The sequence below is a fragment of the Aquimarina hainanensis genome (assembly GCF_042684685.1).
In the GTDB taxonomy this organism is placed as follows: domain Bacteria; phylum Bacteroidota; class Bacteroidia; order Flavobacteriales; family Flavobacteriaceae; genus Aquimarina; species Aquimarina hainanensis.
The window spans coordinates 387956-408349 of record NZ_JBHULX010000001.1 but is presented as its reverse complement, the minus strand read 5'-3'; the positions used below and the strand labels follow the sequence as shown (position 1 = coordinate 408349).

Genomic DNA, 20394 nt, shown 5'->3' with positions numbered 1-20394 from the left:
ATTACTTATATCTTATTCTTATCCTCTGTACTTAAAAAAAGTTAAAATGATATAATGCGTATTGATTAAACTTTAATAAAAATCCGCTTTCGATACAACACATAAGCCACAACAACATAAAAGACAATAACAACTAATGCATACAATAACGACGAGAATTCCTTACTCATTCCTTCATATACAAAAACAGTCTCATACAGCCAACTATGAATCGTATACTTTTCTCCTACTGATATCAGATAAAACGTTTTGGAGATAAACATAGACGAAAAATAGAGCACAATAGCATTAGAACCAACATAGGTAAACATATTCCCTAAAGAAATCTCTTTATAATCCGTAAGGTAATAAATCAACGCTAAAATAAGTGTAGCATATCCTGAAGTAACCAAAACAAAACTACTACTCCATAATGCCTTATTCAGAGGAAAAACAAGGCTCCATATATAACCAATTCCCAACAACAAGCTTCCTAACCCTAATAATCTTAAATGTTTTCGAAGCATTGAACTCGTTAACACTTCTCCTATAAAAACCCCTGTAAGCGCAGAAGCAATTGAAGGAATTGTACTTATTATCCCTTCCGGATCGTAATCAGGTTTCCACATATGAGTTCCCAAAAGCTGTAAGTCTAAGTAATTTGCCCAATTATTAGCTGCTCTTTCCAAGGTAGGAGTATCTCCTCCAGGAAAAGGAATATATCCCAACCATATCCAATACCCTACGAGAATTCCTGCCGTCAATATCATCAATCCTTTCTTACTCATATTAAGATATAATACCGAGGTCACAAAAAAAACAATCCCTATTCGCTGAAGAACTCCAGGGATTCTCATTTTCTCCCATGATTCTACAAAAGGAATATATGGCAAAAAAGCATTAAGAAACAGTCCCAATCCAATCAACTTAAGACTCCTTATCGCTATCTTTTTATAAATTGTTTTATCAGGTGTTTTGGCTTTGTATACAAAAGAAATAGAAATACCTACTATGTACAAAAAGAAAGGAAAGACAAAATCTGCTATTGTCAAACCATTCCATTTTGCATGCAATAAAGGTTTATAAACAAAACCCCAGTCTCCTGGGGTATTTACTAATATCATGACCACTATCGTTAACCCACGTAAAAAGTCAACGGATTGTATTCTATTTTTTAATGTCATGAATTACAAAAAATTATTTTTCATCTTATTCCACACTTTTACAAGTAACCCTCCAGATACCAGTGTCACAACTATAAAAATAATTGCATCTGTATATTTTCCATAGATAAGGTTTCCTGTAGCAAATAACGCTCCATAGACTAATACACAACCAAGAAGCATTGCTCCAATTCCTAATGGAACCGCCCATTTTTCCTCTTTATCTACTATATCTATTCCTTCTTCATTTGCTCTCTGAAGTATCTTATCCCAACCAGGTCCTCCAGGTTGTATTTTTTTATAAAAATTAAACAGGGTTTTATCTTCATCAGGCTTTGTTAGAAAAGTAGCCAACAACCATATAATAGTTGTTACAACCACCACAAAAGGAATCTGTCCCCAGCTTGGAAAAATCCCGGCATCTCCAAACATAGAATTTTTTACTACTTCTATATTAATTATAATCGAAATAATCCCTGAAGAAAACATGGCAGAAATCTCACTCCATGCATTGATACGCCACCAGAACCATCGTAATAAAAATATCAGACCAGTTCCTGCCCCAAACATTAAAATATACTTAAACAACTGAACCGCATCTGTCAATAACAAAGCAATAACTGCACTTATTGCCATTAATAATACTGTAGAAATTCTACCTACATTTACTAGCTCTTTTTCTGAGGCATCCTTCTTAACAAACTGCTTATACACATCATTTACTACATAAGATGCTCCCCAATTCAAATGTGTAGATATCGTGGACATATAAGCTGCCACTAAAGATGCTACCACCACTCCTAATAACCCTGAGGGCAACTTGGTAAGCATCGCCGAATACGCTAAGTCATGCCCTAGCTTATCATTTGTAACATCAGGAAAGGCTTCTTTTATGCTTGCTAAATCCGGATACAATACTAATGATGTTAACGCTACAATAATCCATGGCCAAGGACGTAATGCGTAATGCATAATATTAAAAAAGAAGGTTGCTCCAATCGCGTGGCTTTCATCTTTTGCTGCTAACATGCGTTGTGCTATGTAACCACCTCCTCCAGGTTCTGCCCCTGGATACCATGAACTCCACCACTGGACTGCCAACGGAATTACCAGCAAACTAATAATCATTTCTTTATTACTCCAACTAGGAAGCAATGATATTTTATCAACTACATTAGGGTGTGTAATCAGACCATCCAAACCATTCACCTCTGGAAGGTTAACACAATAATAAGCAGCTCCTATTGACCCTGCCATTGCCACAAAGAATAGTAAAAAATCAGAATACACAACTCCTTTAAAACCGCCAATCGCACTAAACACTACTGTTATCAATGCTGCATATCCTACTGTGTGCAAAGGAGGCAATCCAAACATAATTCCACCAATCTTAATTGCTGCCAAAGTAACCCCTGCCATAGCAAGTACATTAAAAATCACTCCTAAATATATAGAACGAAACCCTCTTAAAAAACGAGCTGGCTTTCCTGAATATCTCAGCTCATAAAATTCCATATCTGTATTAACATTAGAACGCCTCCAGAGCTTAGCATATACAAAAACCGTCAATAGCCCTGTTAATAAAAAGGCCCACCATTCCCAGTTTCCTGCCACTCCATTTTTTCTCACCAGATTGGTCACCAAATTCGGGGTGTCTGTAGAGAAAGTTGTTGCCACCATAGAGAAACCTAGTAACCACCAAGGCATACTACGCCCGGATAAGAAATATTCAGATGAATTTTTACCGGACCTTTTTGATACCACTACCCCTATTAACAATACGGATAATAAAAATGTGACTATTATACCATAGTCTAAAATACTAAGTTTCATAATGTATTACTCTTTAAATAAATTTCCTTCGTTTTTTAATATTCGTTGTTTCGCATGGGTTGCATAATTTCTCCCCATGGGTATTTTTTTACTTCCTATCTCAATTAAATTCCCTTCTATACACTTTACCTTATCTATAGCTATAGTATAGGACTTATGTATTCTCACAAAGTTTTCTGACGGTAGTTCTTCGCTAATACTCGACAAGGACTTATGCGAAACATAACTTCCATCTTCCGTACAAACTTTTATATAGTCTTTCAGACTTTCTATAAAGAGAATATCTCTGAGATATATCTTCATTAATTTACGTTCTACTTTCAAGAATATATGAGGATCATCATCTGAGGTAAGTCTTACATTCTTTTCAGAAAGAAGCCTCGCCATTAGTTTATTAATCGATTTCAGAAAACGACTAAAAGGAATTGGCTTTACCAAATAATCTAACACCTCTAGCTCATAACTCTCTAATGCGTGTTCTTTATATGCAGTAGTAATAATAATCATTGGATATTCTTGTAAACTTTTCAAGAATTCCAAGCCGCTCATTCTGGGCATATTAATATCTAAAAAAACAACATCAATATCACCACTTTCCATAGCAGGAAGTGCCTCAATAGCACTTTCATACACTCCGCATACTTCAATATTTTTAAACTCTTCTAAATAAGACTCTATCACATTTATGGCCAAAGGCTCATCATCAACTATTATACATTTTACCGTCATTGTACAGGGATTTTAAGGACAACAATAAATTCGTTATTCTCAACAGCAATGTACAAAACATAATCCTTATCGTATAGTAGTTGAAGCCTTCTTTCAATATTTTTTAGCCCTATTCCTCCTTTTGATTTAGGAACGGTCTCCTCATCAAATGTATTTTTAGAAACAAAAACCAGTTCTTCTTTATTTTTTTCAAAAGAAACTGTTAAATTCATATCAGAGCCAGAATACAATCCATGTTTAAACGAATTTTCAATAAATGGCAAAAATAACAAGGGAGGTACCTGAACTTCATCTACATTCCCTGTAATACTAATTTCTGATGTTACTTTATATCCAAACCGTACTTTTTCAAGTTCTATATAGTTATCTATATAATTAATTTCCTGAAGAAGTGAAACACTTTTCTTACTGGCATCATAGATAATGTATTTCATTATGTCAGACAATTTCAAAACAACATCTGAAGCTTCTGAAGATTTCTGCATTGTCAACGCATAAATATTATTCAGGGTATTAAAGAAAAAGTGTGGCTGAATCTGTGCTCTCAAATATTTGAGCTCTGTTTTATATTGTAGTGCTTTTAATCGTTGATTTTGGTTTCTTTCATAAAGAAAGTCTGCTGTAAACTTAATCGAAGAAGTCAGACCAATAACATACAGTTCTCCCAGAACTACTGCAATGATATGATTAAATCCAAATGCATCATGTCGACCCTGTACTTCTGGCCAGATGTTTTCAGTAACCAACCAATAATTCAGACCCGACCGAACCAGATAATGAATCCCTAAAGCCATTAATAAGAATGCTATATACATAGCATATTTCTTTTTCAAGATATACTTAGGAACTAAATAATATATATTAAAGTACACTATAATAATGTGGAGTGGGAACTCTACTAGATTTGACTTTAATGAGTACCAATAATCATTAAAATAGCTCCCCCATCTCAAAAAATTGAACAAAAAATAAACCGTCCAAAAGTAAAGATGGTACTTCTTCTTAATCGTTAACTGTATTCCGCTTCCCCTCAATGTATAAATATCAATAAAAATGACTTATATGTAATTTTTTTACGGCAAAAACCGTCAAAATGTATAATTAATTAAAAGAAAAAACAAAAAAATTAAAAATCCCATTTTACTGAAAAACCACATTATATGAGAATATATGTCGTTCGTTGTAAAAAACATGTTGTACATATAAAAAAAATTTTTTCATGAATTCAAAAGTTTATTTTGTGGCAATCAATTAACAATCCATAAGACATGAAACAAAAATTTTTTACTTTCATCGGCCTTTCCTTATTCTCCATCTTGGGGATATTTGGACAGGATGTTCAAATCTCCGGAACAGTTACCAGTATGAGTGATGGTTTGCCTTTACCAGGAGTTAATATCATTGTCGCAGGAACCTCTACCGGTTCTCAGACTGATTTTGACGGTAAGTATTCTATCAGCGCACCTCAGGGAGCTGTTCTACAATTCTCTTATTTAGGGATGAGAGCAGTAGAAAGAACAGTTGGTAGCGAAACGGTTATCAATGTTCAGTTAGAGGAAGATGCCGATCAATTAAGCGAAGTGGTTGTAACAGCCTTAGGTATTAAAAAGAGCAGAAAATCTCTTACCTATGCTGCACAAGACTTAAAATCAGATGAATTAACCAAAGTTAAAGATGCCAACCCGATCAACAGTTTATCAGGTAAAGTATCTGGTTTAACTGTTAACAGAAGTTCTTCAGGACTTGGAGGATCTGTAAAGGTTACATTAAGGGGTAATTCTTCTACCAGAACAAATCAACCTTTGTACGTTATAGATGGTATTCCATTATCTAACAACAGTTCTTACCAACCAAATAATGCATTTGGAGATTTTGGTGGAGGTAACCGTGATGGTGGAGATGCATTATCTCTTTTAAACCCAGATGATATCGAAAGCATGACGGTATTAAAAGGTGCTTCTGCTTCTGCATTATATGGTAGCCAGGGAGCAAATGGTGTTATTTTGATTACTACTAAGAAAGGAAAAGAAGGATCTTTTAAAGTTACTTATTCTTCGAATTTGACATTTGAAAATGCTGCTAGCCTTCCTGAATTCCAAACAGAATATCTTGGAGCTGCAGGAGAAAACAATGCTTGGAACGGCGGAAAAGGAGCTTCTGACGATCATGTAGAAGACTTCTTTAACACAGGGGTTACCGCTATAAACTCGGTATCTATTTCAGGAGGAACAGAGAAAGCTCAAACATATTTCTCATATGCTAATACTTCTGGATCAGGAATTACTCCTTCTCATAAACTAAAGAGACACAGTTTAAACTTTAGAGAGACAGCTAAACTATTTGACGACAGACTAACTGCCAATGCAAATATCACTTTATCTACTCAATCTATAGATAACAAGCCAGTAAATGGACTTTATTTCAACCCGTTAACAGGTCTTTACCTATATCCAAGAGTAGGCGGAGATAGTTTCAGTAATTACGAAAATACTTATGAAACTTTTGTTCCAGGAAACATTCACCCACAACAAAACTGGATTTTCCAAGAAGATATTCAACAAAATCCATATTGGATCATCAACAGAAACCAAAGTGATGACTTAAACCAAAAGTTAATTACTGCATTATCATTACAATTTAAAGTTAATGATTGGTTATCATTCCAAACAAGAGGGAGTTATGACAGAACAATCAATAAGTTCGAGAAAAGATTATACGCTACTACAGAAGCGACTCTAGCTCCTGCAACAGGAAGATTTATTTATAGAGAAACTGAAGACACTCAGTTATATGCTGACTTAATAGCTACTATTAACAAAGACTTTGGAGAAAACTGGAACCTTTCTGCTAATATCGGTACCAGTATTACAAACTCTAAAATTGGAGAAGGATTAAGTTTAGACTCTGGAGTAAACGGAGGTTTACGAGTTCCTAATCAATTTATCGTTCAGAATTTTGACTCTAATTTTGCTAATTCTTTTACATTAGCACAAACATTAGCAGGAAAAAGAGAACAACAATCTGTTTTCGCCAGTACAACATTAGGGTTTAAAGAAATGATTTATCTTGACCTAACGGCAAGAAATGACTGGACATCTACATTATCAAATACTGATAACAATTCATTCTTTTACCCTTCCGTAGGTATTACAACAATACTTTCTGAAGCATTCGAATTACCAGAAGCGATTAGCTATGCTAAGGTTAGAGCTTCATATGCAGAAGTAGGAAACGATTTACCTGCTTTTGTTTCTCAACCACAATTCTCTGCTCCATTTGGACAAGGAGCATTCATCCAGTCTATTACTTCTGTGGTTCCATTAAAACCAGAACTTCAAAAATCAACGGAATTTGGTTTAGAAGCTAAATTTATAGACAACAGATTAGGATTTAATGCTACTTATTACCAAACAAATACGAATGATCAGATTATCCCTATTTCAACTCCAACTTCTGGACAGGGACTTACACAGACATTCATTAATGCAGGTAACATACAAAACCAAGGACTTGAAGTTTCTATTAATGCATCTATTATCAGAAATGATAACTTTGAGTGGAATAGTATCCTTAACTATGCGGTAAATGATAATAAAGTAAAAGAACTTAAATCTGAGTTAGCTCCAGATCAAGACGAAGTAATCCTAACAGATGCAGTACCTTCTAACATCAACTATAGATATATTATTAAAGAAGGTGGATCTTTTGGAGATATATACGCACAAACAACTGAGAGAGATGCCAATGGAAATATTGTCCTAGCAGCGGATGGTACTCCTGTAAATGGAGGAATCAACTTAGTTGGAAATGCAAATCCAGACTGGACACTAGGATGGAACAACAGCTTTGAATACAAAAACATTACTTTAAATGTATTAGTAGATGCTAGATTTGGAGGAGAAGTATTGAGTATCACTGAAGGATACCTTGATGAGCGAGGGCTATCTCAAAGAACTGCTGATGCTAGAAATGCTGGAGCTGTAGCTGGAAGTTTTGTAAACGAAGACGGTACTCCTTTTACAGGTACTGTTGATCCTCAGGCATATTATACTGCAGTAGGGGGAAGACAAGGGTTTACCGGTGAATATGTATATGACGCTACAAACATTAGATTAGCAGAATTATCTTTAGGGTACAGATTTAAATTACCTGAAAGTTTATTCATAAAAAGCGCGAACTTTTCTGTGATAGGAAGAAACCTATTCTTTTTCCACAAAGATGCTCCGTTCGATCCGAACATATCTGCAAGTACCGGAGAAGGTCTTCAAGGAATCGATCTCTTTTCTCAACCTACTACCAGAAGCTTAGGATTCAACTTACAATTAACATTTTAACTTTTTGAAATATGAAAAGTATATATAAAATATCAGGTATTGCATTACTGTTCTTAATCTTCGCCTGTACAGATAACTTCGAAGATATAAACACCAATGACACTACAATCCCAAAGAATCAATTAGAAGCGACTGATTTCTTTGCGGGTATGTTCAATAATATTTATCAAAATCAACCTGCCTGGAGTACACAATTACAACAAAACCTTAACGGGGATGTTTATTCCGGATACATGATGCCTCCAACTGGTTTTGCCAGTAACATTAATAATATGACCTATGCATTAGTAGATGGTTGGAACAACTTCCCTTGGAATGTTGCTTATTCTAATATCATGCTCAATGCATTCACGATAGAAGGAATTAGTAAAGAAACAAATCCTAAACTATATGCGCTTTCTTTGATATTAAAAGTTGAAGCGATGCACAGAGTTACTGACATATACGGACCTATCGTATATTCTAGATTTGGAGAAAACCCACTAGTAGGTTATTATGATTCTCAAGAGACTGTTTATAACACATTTTTTGAAGAACTGGATTACGCTATAACTACATTATCTGATAGCAGCTTGCCAGATGTTCCGGGAACATTTGCTGCTACTGATCAAGCTTATGGAGGAGACATAGATAAATGGGTTCAATTCGCAAACTCTTTACGTCTTAGATTAGCAATTCGAATCTCAAAAGTAAATCCAAGCAAAGCGCAAACAGAAGGAGAAAAGTCGTTAGCACATAGTGGTGGATTGATTGACAACAATACGAACAACTTCTTAGTAGATGGTAAAGTTGAACATCCATTAGCTACGATAGCTGCTTCCTGGAACGATATCAGAATGGGAGCTTCTATGGAATCTATTCTTACTGGATATGAAGATCCAAGATTAGAAAAGTATTTTGAAGAATCAGAAGTATCACCTGGTGAATACAAAGGAATCAGAATTGGTATTAATGCAGACAAACCAAAATATCAACCTTTTTCTAACATAGGTGAAAGTATTATCAGAACAACTCTTATTCAATTAATGACGGCATCTGAAGTACATTTCTTAAAAGCAGAAGCAGCATTAAGAGGATGGGCTGGAGCTGGAGATGCTCAAGCCAACTACGAAGCTGGAATTGCCACTTCTTTTGATCAGCATGGAGTAGCTGATGCTTCTTATGCATCTGATAACACAAAAGTTGCTGCTGATTATACTGATCCTGTAGAAGCAGCTCATAATACTGGAGCAGTTAGTAATGTAACTATTGCTTGGGACGCGGCTGCTAGTAATGAAGTAAAATTAGAAAAAATCATAACTCAAAAATGGATTGCTATGTTCCCTGACGGACAGGAAGCATGGAGTGAGTTTAGAAGAACAGGATATCCAAAATTATTCCCTGTTGTAAACAACAAGAGTAATGGAGAAATCGATACAGATATCCAAATACGTCGCTTAAAATTTGCTGACTCTGATAAAGTAGCAAATTCTGCCGAGGTAGAAAAAGCAGTATCTCTGTTAGGCGGTCCTGATACTGGAGGTACCAGACTCTGGTGGGATATCGCTGGAGGTAATTTTTAAGTTAATTTGTTTAGAAAAAGAGATAAGCATATTGCTTATCTCTTTTTACTCAACTCCCATATCATAATCACAATTACTCAATAAGTTATAAATAGACTTAAAAAATGATCAAAGAAATTAAGTACAAACAGGTTGGTAAATTTGAAGACACTAAGTTTGAAAAGATTCACAATGAAATATTTGAAAACTCTGTTAATGCTTCAAAAATTGTAGCGCAGGAGATTGCTGATCTTATCATTCAAAAACAAGAAAATGGAGAGCAGTGTGTTCTTGGTCTGGCAACAGGCTCCTCACCTATTAAAGTATATGAAGAGCTTGTAAGGCTTCATAAATCTGGTGAGCTTAGTTTTAGAAATGTTGTGACCTTCAATCTGGATGAGTATTATCCTATGAAGATTGAAAATCAACAAAGCTACTATCATTTCATGCATCAACATCTTTTCGATCATGTAGATATTCATCCGGAGAATATCAATATCCCTAGTGGTGATATTCCCGTAGAAGAATTAGATCAGTATTGTATTGACTATGAGATGAAAATCAAACAGTACGGAGGAATTGATTTTCAACTATTAGGTATTGGGCGATCTGGACACATCGGATTCAACGAACCTGGATCACATCGTAATTCAGGAACCAGAATTATCACATTGGACCACATTACTCGTAGAGACGCTGCTTCTGATTTTAATGGTATTGAAAATGTACCTAAAAAAGCAGTCACTATGGGAATTAACACCATAATGAATGCCAAGCGTATCATCCTTTTGGCATGGGGGCATAAAAAAGCTTCTGTCCTTCAGGAAACAATCGAAGGAGATATTACTTCTACAATACCCGCAACTTTTCTTCAAGATCATAAAAACACCACAATCATTTGTGATGCAGAAGCTGCATCTGAACTAACTAGAATTAAAACACCTTGGTTAGTAGATCAATGTATATGGACAGAGGATCTAAAACTAAAAGCTGTCACCTGGCTTAGTCAGGAAGTAAAAAAACCATTATTAAAATTAACCGACAAAGACTATAACGAGCATGGTATGTCTGGGCTTCTTGCATTAGAAGGATCCGCATATGATCTCAATATAAAAATATTTAATACACTACAACATACAATTACCGGGTGGCCAGGAGGAAAACCAAATGCAGATGATACCAATCGTCCGGAAAGAGCTTTTCCTACCAAGAAAAGAGTTCTTATTTTCAGTCCTCACCCAGATGATGATGTGATCTCCATGGGAGGTACTTTCTCCAGATTAATCGATCAGGGACACGAAGTACACGTAGCGTATCAAACCTCTGGAAATATTGCTGTAAACGATGAAGAAGCTTTAAAATTTGCTGAAGTAGCACAAAAGCTAGCAAACGATTCAGATATTTCCATTTTTAATACAATAAAAGATTCCTTAAACTCTAAAAACAAAGGAGACATTGACATCCCTGAAGCACGATTAATCAAAGGATTAATTCGCCAAATGGAGTCATACGGAGCTACCAGATATTTAGGATTAGATGATTCCAATGTACACTTTTTGAATCTACCATTCTATGAAACCGGAAAAATCAAAAAGAATCCTATCGGAAAAAATGACATTCAAATCATCATTGACCTTATCAACGAAGTACAACCTCATCAAATATATGCTGCAGGAGATTTAGCAGACCCACATGGTACGCATAAATTATGTCTAGATGCTATTTTTGAGGCGCTTCCTCTACTAAAAAAGCAACCTTTCATGAAAGATTGTTGGGTATGGTTATACAGAGGAGCTTGGCATGAATGGGATATTTCTGAAATAGAAATGGCGGTACCATTAAGCCCTGATGAAGTAAACAGAAAGACCAATGCTATCTTGTTCCACCAATCACAAAAAGACAGAGTGATGTTCCAGGGAGAAGATGCGAGAGAATTCTGGGTACGTGCTCAAGAAAGAAACAGAAACACCGCCGAATTATATGATCAACTAGGATTAGCTGACTATGAAGCTATAGAAGCTTTTAAAAGATACCATTTCTAATTGTTCTCATCAAATAATTTAAGAAGTGAAAAAAGAGGTTAGTCAATCTCGATAATTGAGATTGACTATACCTTTTAAGTCTCCTAAGTAATAGATATATCTATCACAAAAAACAAAAAACAATGCCGAATATCACTTTAAAAGAGATGTCTTGTATATTAGGAGTTTCAATTTCCACTGTTTCTAAAGCACTTAGTGACAGTACAGAAATAAGTAAAGAAACTAAAAAAAGAGTAACAGAGATTGCTCAACTTTATAATTACAGACCCAATAGTATAGCGCAAAACTTACGTCTACAAAAGACGAATACTATAGGACTAATTGTTCCTGATTTGGGAAATATCTCTACATTAGAACTCGTAGACGAAATTGCTGATTACACCATGGCTAATCAGACAAAACTAATGATCTATCAATCCAAAGGACGTAGCGAAAGAGAAATCGCGTTAATAAAAATGCTTACCAACGGATGTACAGACGGTCTAATCATCTCTCTGAGTCCTAAAACTATTGAGAAAAAGAATTATGTATCTCTGATGAACCTTACACAAGCAAATTTCCCTTTGGTATTACTCAATAAAATTGATGAAATACCATGTAGTAAAGTTTTTATCGATAAAAATATCCAGGCTGATAATATCGACGATATAAACTTACCTCATCAAATGCTCGGTAAAGAAGCAGTAAAAACTCTGATCAAAAAAATTAATAAAAAAACAATTGGAGCTACTGAAAAATGCCTTAATCCAGCATCAATGATGTTCCGATCTATTTCTAAAGGAATACTACAACAAAAGCGAACTTCCCGCAAAGAGCTCTGTTAAAAAAAGAAGCTTCATTATCAAAATAAATCATTCGTTTTTCTAACATCATATTCCTAATCCAATTATATTCTCCATGAATTCTAAATTCTTTATCTTCTTTTTTATTCTTTTAACCGCTTGTACAGAAAAACCAAAAAACATTGTTTCTAATGATCATGTAGGAATTACCCCTACCCCATTGCAGCTGGAAAAAAACGAGGCTTTCTTTTTATTATCTCAAAACACTAGTATCTCATGCAATAGTGATGAAAGTACTACGATTGCCAATTTCTTTACCAAGAAATTAAAAGAATTTACAGGTCTTTCTTTAGAAGTTCATAAAGACACACAGAAAAAAAACACAATCAGGCTTATTATAGACGCTGAGCTAAGCCTAGATTCAGAAGCATATCAACTGCACGTTTCTCAAGAAACTATAGAGATCAAAGGAGCTACTCCTCAAGGAGTTTTTTACGGATTACAGAGTTTACTACAATTAATTCCTCGCTCTGCTAAGGAGATCACTAATACAGAAAATACAATCTGGAAAATTCCAGGAATAACCATTACAGATAAACCTGCATTTTCCTGGAGAGGAATGCATTTGGACGTTTCCAGACACTTTAGTTCCATTGATTTTATCAAAGAACAACTAGATTTGCTTTCGTTATTCAAAATCAACAAGTTTCACTGGCATCTTACAGACGATCAAGGATGGAGAATTGAAATCAAAAAATACCCAAAACTTACAGAAATTAGTTCCAATAGAGTCAATGAAGATGGTACTACTTATGGAGGTTTTTATACACAAGAACAAATAAAAGAAGTTGTCGCCTATGCCAAAGAGCGATTTATTGATGTTGTTCCTGAATTTGACATTCCGGGACATACTGTTGCCGTTTTAGCAGCATATCCAGAACTAGCCTGTGATGATAAAACCTATAAAACCCGAACACTATGGGGAGTCGAAAGTAATGTTCTCTGCCCAGGAAAACCTGAGACATTGGTATTTGTAGAGGATGTAATAAAAGAAATGGTATCCTTATTTCCTTTTGAATATTTCCATGTAGGGGGAGATGAAGTTCCTAAAGATCAATGGAAAAAATCAGAAGAATGTCAACAATTAATGAAAAAAGAGGGATTAAAAGATGAACATGAACTACAAAGTTATTTCATGGCTAAAGTCGAAAACATATTAAAAAAATACGATCGAAAAATGATCGGATGGGATGAAATCCTTGAAGGAGGAATCACTCCAACCACAAATATTATGTCCTGGCAGGGAGAAGAAGGTGGTATCAAAGCAGCTAATGAAGGACACGACGTTATTATGACACCTGCTGCCTTTGTATATTTCAACTTCTATCAGGGAGACTACAAGGTAGAGCCTATGGCTTTTGGAGGATATATTCCTTTAGAAAAAGCATACAATTACTCTCCGATCCCTTCTAAAATTGATACGGACAAAAGAAAACACATCCTTGGAGCACAAGGAAATATCTGGACAGAATACGCCAGTACAGAAGCACAAATAGAATACCTGATTTACCCGAGAATTATAGCACTAGCAGAAGTGACCTGGTCTGATCCTTCTAATAAGAATTTCGAAAATTTCCTAACTCGTCTAGACCACTTATATCCTATTCTGGATGCGTATGAAATTAATTACCACATCCCACTTCCTGAAGGACCTAGTACTGATCAGATTAAGTTTGCAGATAGCACCAGTATTTCCTTTACAACTACTCACCCTGTAAAAATGGTGTATACAACTGATGGAACAACTCCTGATAAAAATAGTAAAGAGTATACTGCGCCATTAACATTTACAACCAATACGACCATTAAAATCGCGTCAATACTCCCGCATGGAAAAATGAGTCCTACACGAACTATCACTCTAGAAAAGCAGCAAGCTTTCGAACCGATAGCAGTTGATTCGCCTAAAAAAGGATTAAAAATGAACACGATTAAAGGGCACTTCAAAGATGTTAACGAAATTGACAAAAACCTTCCTATAGAAAGTACTACAGTGGATAGTATTTCTCAAGCCAATACTACCTATGCATGGGGAAGCGATGTATTAAAAGAAAACTTTAGAGCCGTTTATTTAGATGGATATATAGACCTTCCAGAAGATGGCACCTATATCTTCAACAGTGTTCAGGATCAGGTTTGGATTGCTGATCAGTTAGTGATTGACAACAAAAGACCTGTAAAGAAAGGAGATCAACCAATAGACGGCTACATCATCCTCAAAAAAGGAAAGCACAAATTAAAAATAGTATACCTAAACAATGTTGTAAAAGGATGGGCATCTGACTGGAACGATGTGAAATTACAATACAAAAAAGCAAGTGATTCAACATATACCACAGTCGACAGAAATATGATTTTTCATTAATCAAATGAAATAACCCTACTCATCAAGTCTGACTTTTTTAAATGTCGTGTTTTAAAATTGTCAGACTTTTTTTTAGAAATAAAAGAATGGTTCTGATAGCTCTAAGCTAATTACAAAAAACAATAAAAATAAACAGATGAAAAAAAATCTCTTCTTTTTTTGCTTAGCTATTCTAATGATTTATTGTTCTAAAAAGAAACAACCAACTGATACTTCTTCTTCGGAAAAAATAATAGCAATTCATCTGCTAGATCAAACCTCTGATGAGAAACTTGAACAATTGAGTAAACAATTACCTGAATTGGCAACATTAGGTGTTAATCTTTTATTCTTAGAGGTTGATTATCATTACGACTTCACTTCGCATCCGGAACTAAGGGACCCTACTTCTGTTATCACCAAATCCGGCGCTCAAAAATTCAAAGAACAGTGTGATAAGAATGGTATCAGATTAGTTCCTCAATTTCAATCTTTTGGTCACCAATCATGGGCAGAAACTACTTACTCTCTATTAACAATCTATCCGGAACTAGATTTAACCCCTGGAGCATATCCAGGTAACAAAGATATTTATTGTAGGGAATGGGATCCCTATAATCCGAGAGTCAATCAAATTGTATTCGCGTTAATCGACGAGATCCTGGAAGGTTTTAATGCCGATGGGCTTCATCTGGGAATGGATGAAATATTCCTGATTGATTCTCCGCATGCCAAAAGTACCAAGGATAAAAATCCGGCAGAGGTATTTGCTAAGGTTGTTAATGATTTTCATGACTATTTTGCAACGGAAAAAAAAGTAGATCTTTTTATATGGGGAGATCGTCTTATAGATGGCAATATCTATAAATATGGTTCCTGGGAATCCTCTCTCAACGGTACTGCTCCTGCAATAGACTTAATCCCTAAAGATATTATTATCTGCGATTGGCATTACGAACCAATGGAAACCTACCCTTCTGTCAACATGTTTATTGACAAGGGTTTTAGTGTTCTTCCCTGTAGCTTCAAAAAAATAAACGCTGTAGAGAATCTAATCAAGTATTCTTATAAAAATAAAAGCCCAAAAATGCTAGGTCATTTATTTACGACCTGGAGCTTTCAAGACGCTGTGAGTACATACGCTCCCTTACTAAAAGGAACCTCATTAATACAAAGTAAAAAGTTCTATGATGTTACGTATGATATCTCCCTGTCTCCGACAAAAGACACAGCTTATATACAGCTCAAAAGTGATCTTCCGGAACTGACAATTCATTATACCACCGATTCTTCAACTCCTTCTACCCACAGTAAAACATATACTGCTCCAATACCCATATATAAAGAAACTACTATTAAAGCACTTGCTTTTGAGGGAGCACAGGAAAAAGGAACTATTACAAGCAAAAAAATCAATATTCATAAAGGGTTAGCAGGAATTACAACCTCTAAAAGCCCGCTAACCGATAAATATACAGTTCTTAATGGTATCCATGCGCTACATGATGGAATTATTGGTTCTTCTTCTTTTTCGGATGGTCACTGGGCTGGTTTTGATTCAATTAATATGGATATTACTATATCATATCCGATTCCTCAAAAAATAGAAACAATTGCTTTTCATTTTATCAATGATCCCGGTAACTGGATTTATCCCCCAGTTTCTATAGAAGTATACTCTTCTGTTGATGGAAAAGATTTTACCAAAATTAAAACAATCGACATTCCTCTGAGGAAAGAAAAGGTTCGCTATGCAGAAATCAAAAATCTTGATCTCTCTACACAATATTTGCAAATAAGAGGAATCAATCGTCCAATTCCTCAAGACCGAAAAAATGCAGGAAAACCTACCTGGATTTTTATAGATGAAATTATTGTACGATAAAATATCCTTTGACAATCGTAATGAACTTTGTTCGCAACAACCTGATCGAAAAAAAAGCGTAATAAAATCGTAAGATTCGACTTCATTACGCTGTTACCTTTACTCTAACTGGATGCTTTTAAAACTAAAAAAAGCACGAGGGTTTATTTTTTGTATTTCAATACCTTAACCCCTTTATTTAAGGTTAAAATCAATATATACTTTTCATTTCCTATTACTATTGGAGCGAGCTTTCTTGCTTCTATATCTTCCAGTAAAGCAGAAGACACCTTATCCTTTGTTCCTGTAGCTTCTCCCATCATCAGATATCCTTTGGAAGCATCATAGCGAATCGTTTCTACCTCTGCTTCATATAATGTTCCAATACCAAAAACATCCTGATACCCATCATTATTAAAATCATCTACTAAAAAGTCCATCGTAGGACCGAATTGTGCCCTGCCTGCTATGGGCGAAAATAAAAAAGTTCCATCTCCCTGATTCTGAGCAATCGTAGTTCTAAAATCATGTACTTCGTAATGTGTAGCAGATTCCAGATCTTTATCTCCATAGATATCCCCCAGAGATGAATTTGCAAATTCTTTAAAAGTTTTAATCTTAGTTGTCAGCATTGGAACTTGTTCCGAGGAGCATTGTTTCCCTCTAACCGGTACTAGGACTCCATTAGATTCCTTACTGAGTACGACATCAAAACTATTATTTCCGTCAAAATCTCGTGCATAAATATGAAATGGTTTTTCTTTTTTAGGACGAAATTTATTATTTGTTCCCAAATTTCCCAATAGATAATCTACATCTCCATCCTTATCATAATCTGAAGCGACTATAGAAAAATACCAGCCATTTTTATTCGAAAATTCTGGAAGCGCTGCTTTGGTAAACACTCCTTTCTTATTATTAAATACAGTCAATGGCATCCATTCTCCTACTACCAGTAAATCTTTGTCTCCGTCCTTGTCATAATCTGAAAATACAGCATCACTTACAATTCTTAATTTCTCAATTCCTTCAATTTTTTCTTTTGTTACATCTGCAAAGATTCCTTCTTGATTTTCCAGAATATACGATGGCGTTGCCAATGGATACTTCCCCGGCATCACTCCTCCTCCTATAAATAAATCCAAATCTCCATCTCCGTCATAATCCGCAGCTGTCACTGTGGCTGTCACTGTGGCTATAGATGGGAAATTCAAATCTCTTTTAAATTTTCCATTTCCAATATTTTCATAAACTCTGTCATGCAAAAACTTACTAGCTTCTGAATCCTCATAACTCCCGGAGGCCACATATAAATCCAAATCCCCATCCCCATCTTTATCAAAAAACAAAGCATCACTATCTTCATACGCTTTATCTTCAGAAAATAAGGATTGATTAGAGCTGACAAATGTTCCGTTTTTCTGCTGGATATACAATGCCCCTGAAGCATGCTTCGCATTTCCTATAAAAAAGTCTTCTAAGCCATCTCCATTAATATCCCCAACCGCAAGTGCAGCTCCTTTTTTACTTTGTTGTTGAGGTAAAAGCAATTGCACCTTATAATCATCAAATGTATTGTCTTTATACACATAGTCTATCCCTAAATCCATTGCTTTAACTGCTGCAAATACTGTTTTTTCCTGCTTTTGTTTCCCTCCATTCCGTATTCCATCATCATAGGCTATTGTAAGATATTGGTCTCCTTCTTGATTTTTTAGTACCGTTGTTATACCCTCTTCCCAGCGAACCAATATACTGTCTATTGTTTTTGTTGCTCCTAACCCAAAAAGCAATCGATTAGAAACAGTAGATTGATATCCTCTGGAGGTATACACCTCTTTTTCCTGTATCATCTGATTGGTATATACAGTAACTTTGGCTCCAATACCATTTGGGTTTTTCACCGCTCCCTTTAATCCAATACCCACATAGTGATTTTTTTGCTCATTTTTATAGATACTAGCAATATCTCCCTGATTATTCACTACTAAATCCAGATCTCCATCATTATCTAAATCACTATAAGCCGCTCCATTGGAGTTTATTGCTTTTTCAAATCCCCATGCCAGAGTCTTATCTGAGAATGTGAAATCTCTATTGTTTTTAAATATTCGATTTTTCAGCTTTGCTGAAGGCATCATAGCAATGGCTGTTTCCAGAGTTACCTTTTTTCTCCGCATGATATTCGCCTTCATATTGTTTCTAAAATCCTGATTGGACAAATCATGCTCTATTCCGTTTGTTACAAATAAATCATTGAATCCATCATTATCAAAATCTGCTAACAACGGAGCCCAACTCCAATCTGTTTTAGTAATCCCTGATAATTGACCTATTTCACTAAATATTCCTTTTCCTTCATTTAATTGAAGCATATTAGACATATACTGATGATGATACCCAGCTGCTACCAGTTCATTAAAGTTTTCAGTACTCATGGTTGCCATATTCTCTTTGCTTCTTTGGTAATCATCTGCCAACATATCCAACACTATTAAATCAGGCAATTGATCATTATTAATATCGGCATAATCGGATCCCATGCTATTGGCTGAAATATGGTCAAAATGCGTTAGGTTTTTATTTGAAAAAGTTCCATCTCCATTATTGATATACAAAAAATCTGGCTCTAAAAAATCATTAGCAACAAAAACGTCTATCCAACCATCATTATTAAAATCTCCAATAGAGGCACTTAATCCCCAAGCTTTGTTAAGGATACCTGCTTTTTTGGAAACATCTACAAAAACTCCTTTCTGATTTTCAAAAAGCTGATCAGTACTTTCTGGTCGAATATCTTGCTGTATTCTGGGATCGATGGTAACATTGTTATTAAAATCTGGTCTGTGATTTACTAAATAAACATCTAAGTCTCCATCCTTATCATAATCAAGATAGTATGCTTGTACAGAAAATGCATTCGAATCCAATCCATATTTTTTTGCTTCTTCTTTGAAGGTCCCATCTTTTTGATTCATAAATAACAGGTTATTTCTAAGCCCTTCATTTTTGAGATCTCCTGATTTGCATACATATATATCCAGCCAGCCATCAGCATTTATATCTATCATAGAAACTCCCGTAGTCCACCCCTTATCATCTTCGACACCTGCTTTCCGGGTAATATCCTCAAACACAAAACCTCCTTTATTCAGATATAATTTATTGCTTTGCTGATTAGATGTGAAATACACATCTTCCAGACCATCATTATCAATATCCCCTACTGCAACCCCACCACCATTGTAGATATAAGAATAGTTCAAAAAATTGAAGTATAAATTTTCTGTTACAGTGTTCTTAAACGTAACATGACTATGCTCCGGAGAAATCTCCTTGAAAAGGGTTTCTCTAACTACTTCTTTATTTTCTTTTTCTGAGATTGGTTTTGTTTCCTTTTCTTTTTCTTTGGAACACCCTATAAGAGCAACCAAAGCGAAGAACGCCCAATATTTCATCTGTTTATTTTTATTGATTTTTAGAATTTGCCTAGATCATTCGATCAATATCAACTGAATAATTATGACTCATCCCACCTATGTGTTTTTTCTTCTTCCCCTCATAAAACAAGCAAATAATATTCTTATATATTTTGATTTCACAGACCAAAGAAGACAATTTTGATTTCAGCAAAATACTTATAATTTAACTTACTTCCAATCATTCGTCATGAACAACTTCACAATTTTACTTTCTACAAAAAACACCTTGTTTTTCACCTTC

General features: G+C 35.1%; 11 protein-coding genes. 6 read left to right on the top strand and 5 right to left on the bottom strand.

Annotation, left to right across the window (positions count from 1 at the left end; translation table 11 throughout):
• Nucleotides 1-65 precede the first annotated feature (65 nt).
• The 4 genes from ACFSTE_RS01810 to ACFSTE_RS01795 are packed head-to-tail and all read right to left on the bottom strand — an operon-like array spanning nucleotide 66 to nucleotide 4519.
• Nucleotides 66-1163 carry an acyltransferase family protein gene (locus ACFSTE_RS01810; RefSeq protein ID WP_378258168.1) on the bottom strand — a complete coding sequence of 366 codons (1098 nt, stop codon included), beginning with the start codon at nucleotides 1161-1163 and terminating at the stop codon, nucleotides 66-68.
• 3 nt (nucleotides 1164-1166) lie between these two features.
• Nucleotides 1167-2975, bottom strand: coding sequence for a sodium:solute symporter family protein (locus ACFSTE_RS01805; RefSeq protein ID WP_176027842.1), 1809 nt, complete (start codon nucleotides 2973-2975; stop codon nucleotides 1167-1169).
• A 6-nt stretch (nucleotides 2976-2981) separates the two neighbouring features.
• Nucleotides 2982-3704, bottom strand: coding sequence for a LytR/AlgR family response regulator transcription factor (locus tag ACFSTE_RS01800; protein WP_176027843.1), 723 nt, complete (start codon nucleotides 3702-3704; stop codon nucleotides 2982-2984).
• Entirely contained in the window at nucleotides 3701-4519 is an 819-nt protein-coding gene (locus ACFSTE_RS01795; protein WP_254884106.1) for a sensor histidine kinase, read from the bottom strand. The genes ACFSTE_RS01800 and ACFSTE_RS01795 overlap by 4 nt, the downstream gene beginning before the upstream one ends.
• 453 nt (nucleotides 4520-4972) lie before the next feature.
• Here ACFSTE_RS01795 and ACFSTE_RS01790 point away from each other — a divergent pair, with 453 nt between their 5' ends.
• The 6 genes from ACFSTE_RS01790 (at nucleotide 4973) to ACFSTE_RS01765 (ending at nucleotide 16692) form a co-directional block, all read left to right on the top strand.
• The gene (locus tag ACFSTE_RS01790; RefSeq protein ID WP_378258159.1) at nucleotides 4973-8038 is read left to right on the top strand and encodes a SusC/RagA family TonB-linked outer membrane protein; all 3066 of its coding nucleotides are present in this window, start codon (nucleotides 4973-4975) and stop codon (nucleotides 8036-8038) included.
• 11 nt (nucleotides 8039-8049) lie between these two features.
• Nucleotides 8050-9600: a RagB/SusD family nutrient uptake outer membrane protein gene (locus ACFSTE_RS01785; RefSeq protein WP_176027846.1), complete on the top strand. Its 1551-nt coding sequence runs from the start codon at nucleotides 8050-8052 to the stop codon at nucleotides 9598-9600.
• 104 nt (nucleotides 9601-9704) lie between these two features.
• Nucleotides 9705-11621 (top strand): glucosamine-6-phosphate deaminase, encoded by a 1917-nt coding sequence (gene nagB, locus ACFSTE_RS01780; protein WP_176027847.1) that lies wholly within the window; start codon nucleotides 9705-9707, stop codon nucleotides 11619-11621.
• Nucleotides 11622-11743: 122 nt separating this feature from the next.
• On the top strand, nucleotides 11744-12445 hold the full coding sequence (locus ACFSTE_RS01775; protein ID WP_176027848.1) for a LacI family DNA-binding transcriptional regulator: 702 nt from the start codon (nucleotides 11744-11746) through the stop codon (nucleotides 12443-12445).
• A 73-nt stretch (nucleotides 12446-12518) separates the two neighbouring features.
• Entirely contained in the window at nucleotides 12519-14828 is a 2310-nt protein-coding gene (locus ACFSTE_RS01770; protein ID WP_378258155.1) for a family 20 glycosylhydrolase, read from the top strand.
• A gap of 136 nt (nucleotides 14829-14964) precedes the next feature.
• Entirely contained in the window at nucleotides 14965-16692 is a 1728-nt protein-coding gene (locus ACFSTE_RS01765; RefSeq protein ID WP_378258153.1) for an FN3 associated domain-containing protein, read from the top strand.
• Nucleotides 16693-16835: 143 nt separating this feature from the next.
• Here the strand turns inward: ACFSTE_RS01765 and ACFSTE_RS01760 are convergent, their stop codons facing one another.
• Nucleotides 16836-20129 (bottom strand): FG-GAP-like repeat-containing protein, encoded by a 3294-nt coding sequence (locus ACFSTE_RS01760; protein ID WP_378258152.1) that lies wholly within the window; start codon nucleotides 20127-20129, stop codon nucleotides 16836-16838.
• Between the last annotated feature and the right edge of the window lie 265 nt (nucleotides 20130-20394).

What these genes read in the sequence shown, in the direction of transcription:
- nagB (WP_176027847.1), top strand. Translation starts at nt 9,705, where the DNA reads ATGATCAAAGAAATTAAGTACAAACAGGTTGGTAAATTTGAAGACACT.
- ACFSTE_RS01805 (WP_176027842.1), bottom strand. Translation starts at nt 2,975, where the DNA reads ATGAAACTTAGTATTTTAGACTATGGTATAATAGTCACATTTTTATTA.
- ACFSTE_RS01800 (WP_176027843.1), bottom strand. Translation starts at nt 3,704, where the DNA reads ATGACGGTAAAATGTATAATAGTTGATGATGAGCCTTTGGCCATAAAT.
- ACFSTE_RS01765 (WP_378258153.1), top strand. Translation starts at nt 14,965, where the DNA reads ATGAAAAAAAATCTCTTCTTTTTTTGCTTAGCTATTCTAATGATTTAT.
- ACFSTE_RS01790 (WP_378258159.1), top strand. Translation starts at nt 4,973, where the DNA reads ATGAAACAAAAATTTTTTACTTTCATCGGCCTTTCCTTATTCTCCATC.
- ACFSTE_RS01760 (WP_378258152.1), bottom strand. Translation starts at nt 20,129, where the DNA reads ATGAAATATTGGGCGTTCTTCGCTTTGGTTGCTCTTATAGGGTGTTCC.
- ACFSTE_RS01785 (WP_176027846.1), top strand. Translation starts at nt 8,050, where the DNA reads ATGAAAAGTATATATAAAATATCAGGTATTGCATTACTGTTCTTAATC.
- ACFSTE_RS01810 (WP_378258168.1), bottom strand. Translation starts at nt 1,163, where the DNA reads ATGACATTAAAAAATAGAATACAATCCGTTGACTTTTTACGTGGGTTA.
- ACFSTE_RS01775 (WP_176027848.1), top strand. Translation starts at nt 11,744, where the DNA reads ATGCCGAATATCACTTTAAAAGAGATGTCTTGTATATTAGGAGTTTCA.
- ACFSTE_RS01770 (WP_378258155.1), top strand. Translation starts at nt 12,519, where the DNA reads ATGAATTCTAAATTCTTTATCTTCTTTTTTATTCTTTTAACCGCTTGT.
- ACFSTE_RS01795 (WP_254884106.1), bottom strand. Translation starts at nt 4,519, where the DNA reads ATGTATATAGCATTCTTATTAATGGCTTTAGGGATTCATTATCTGGTT.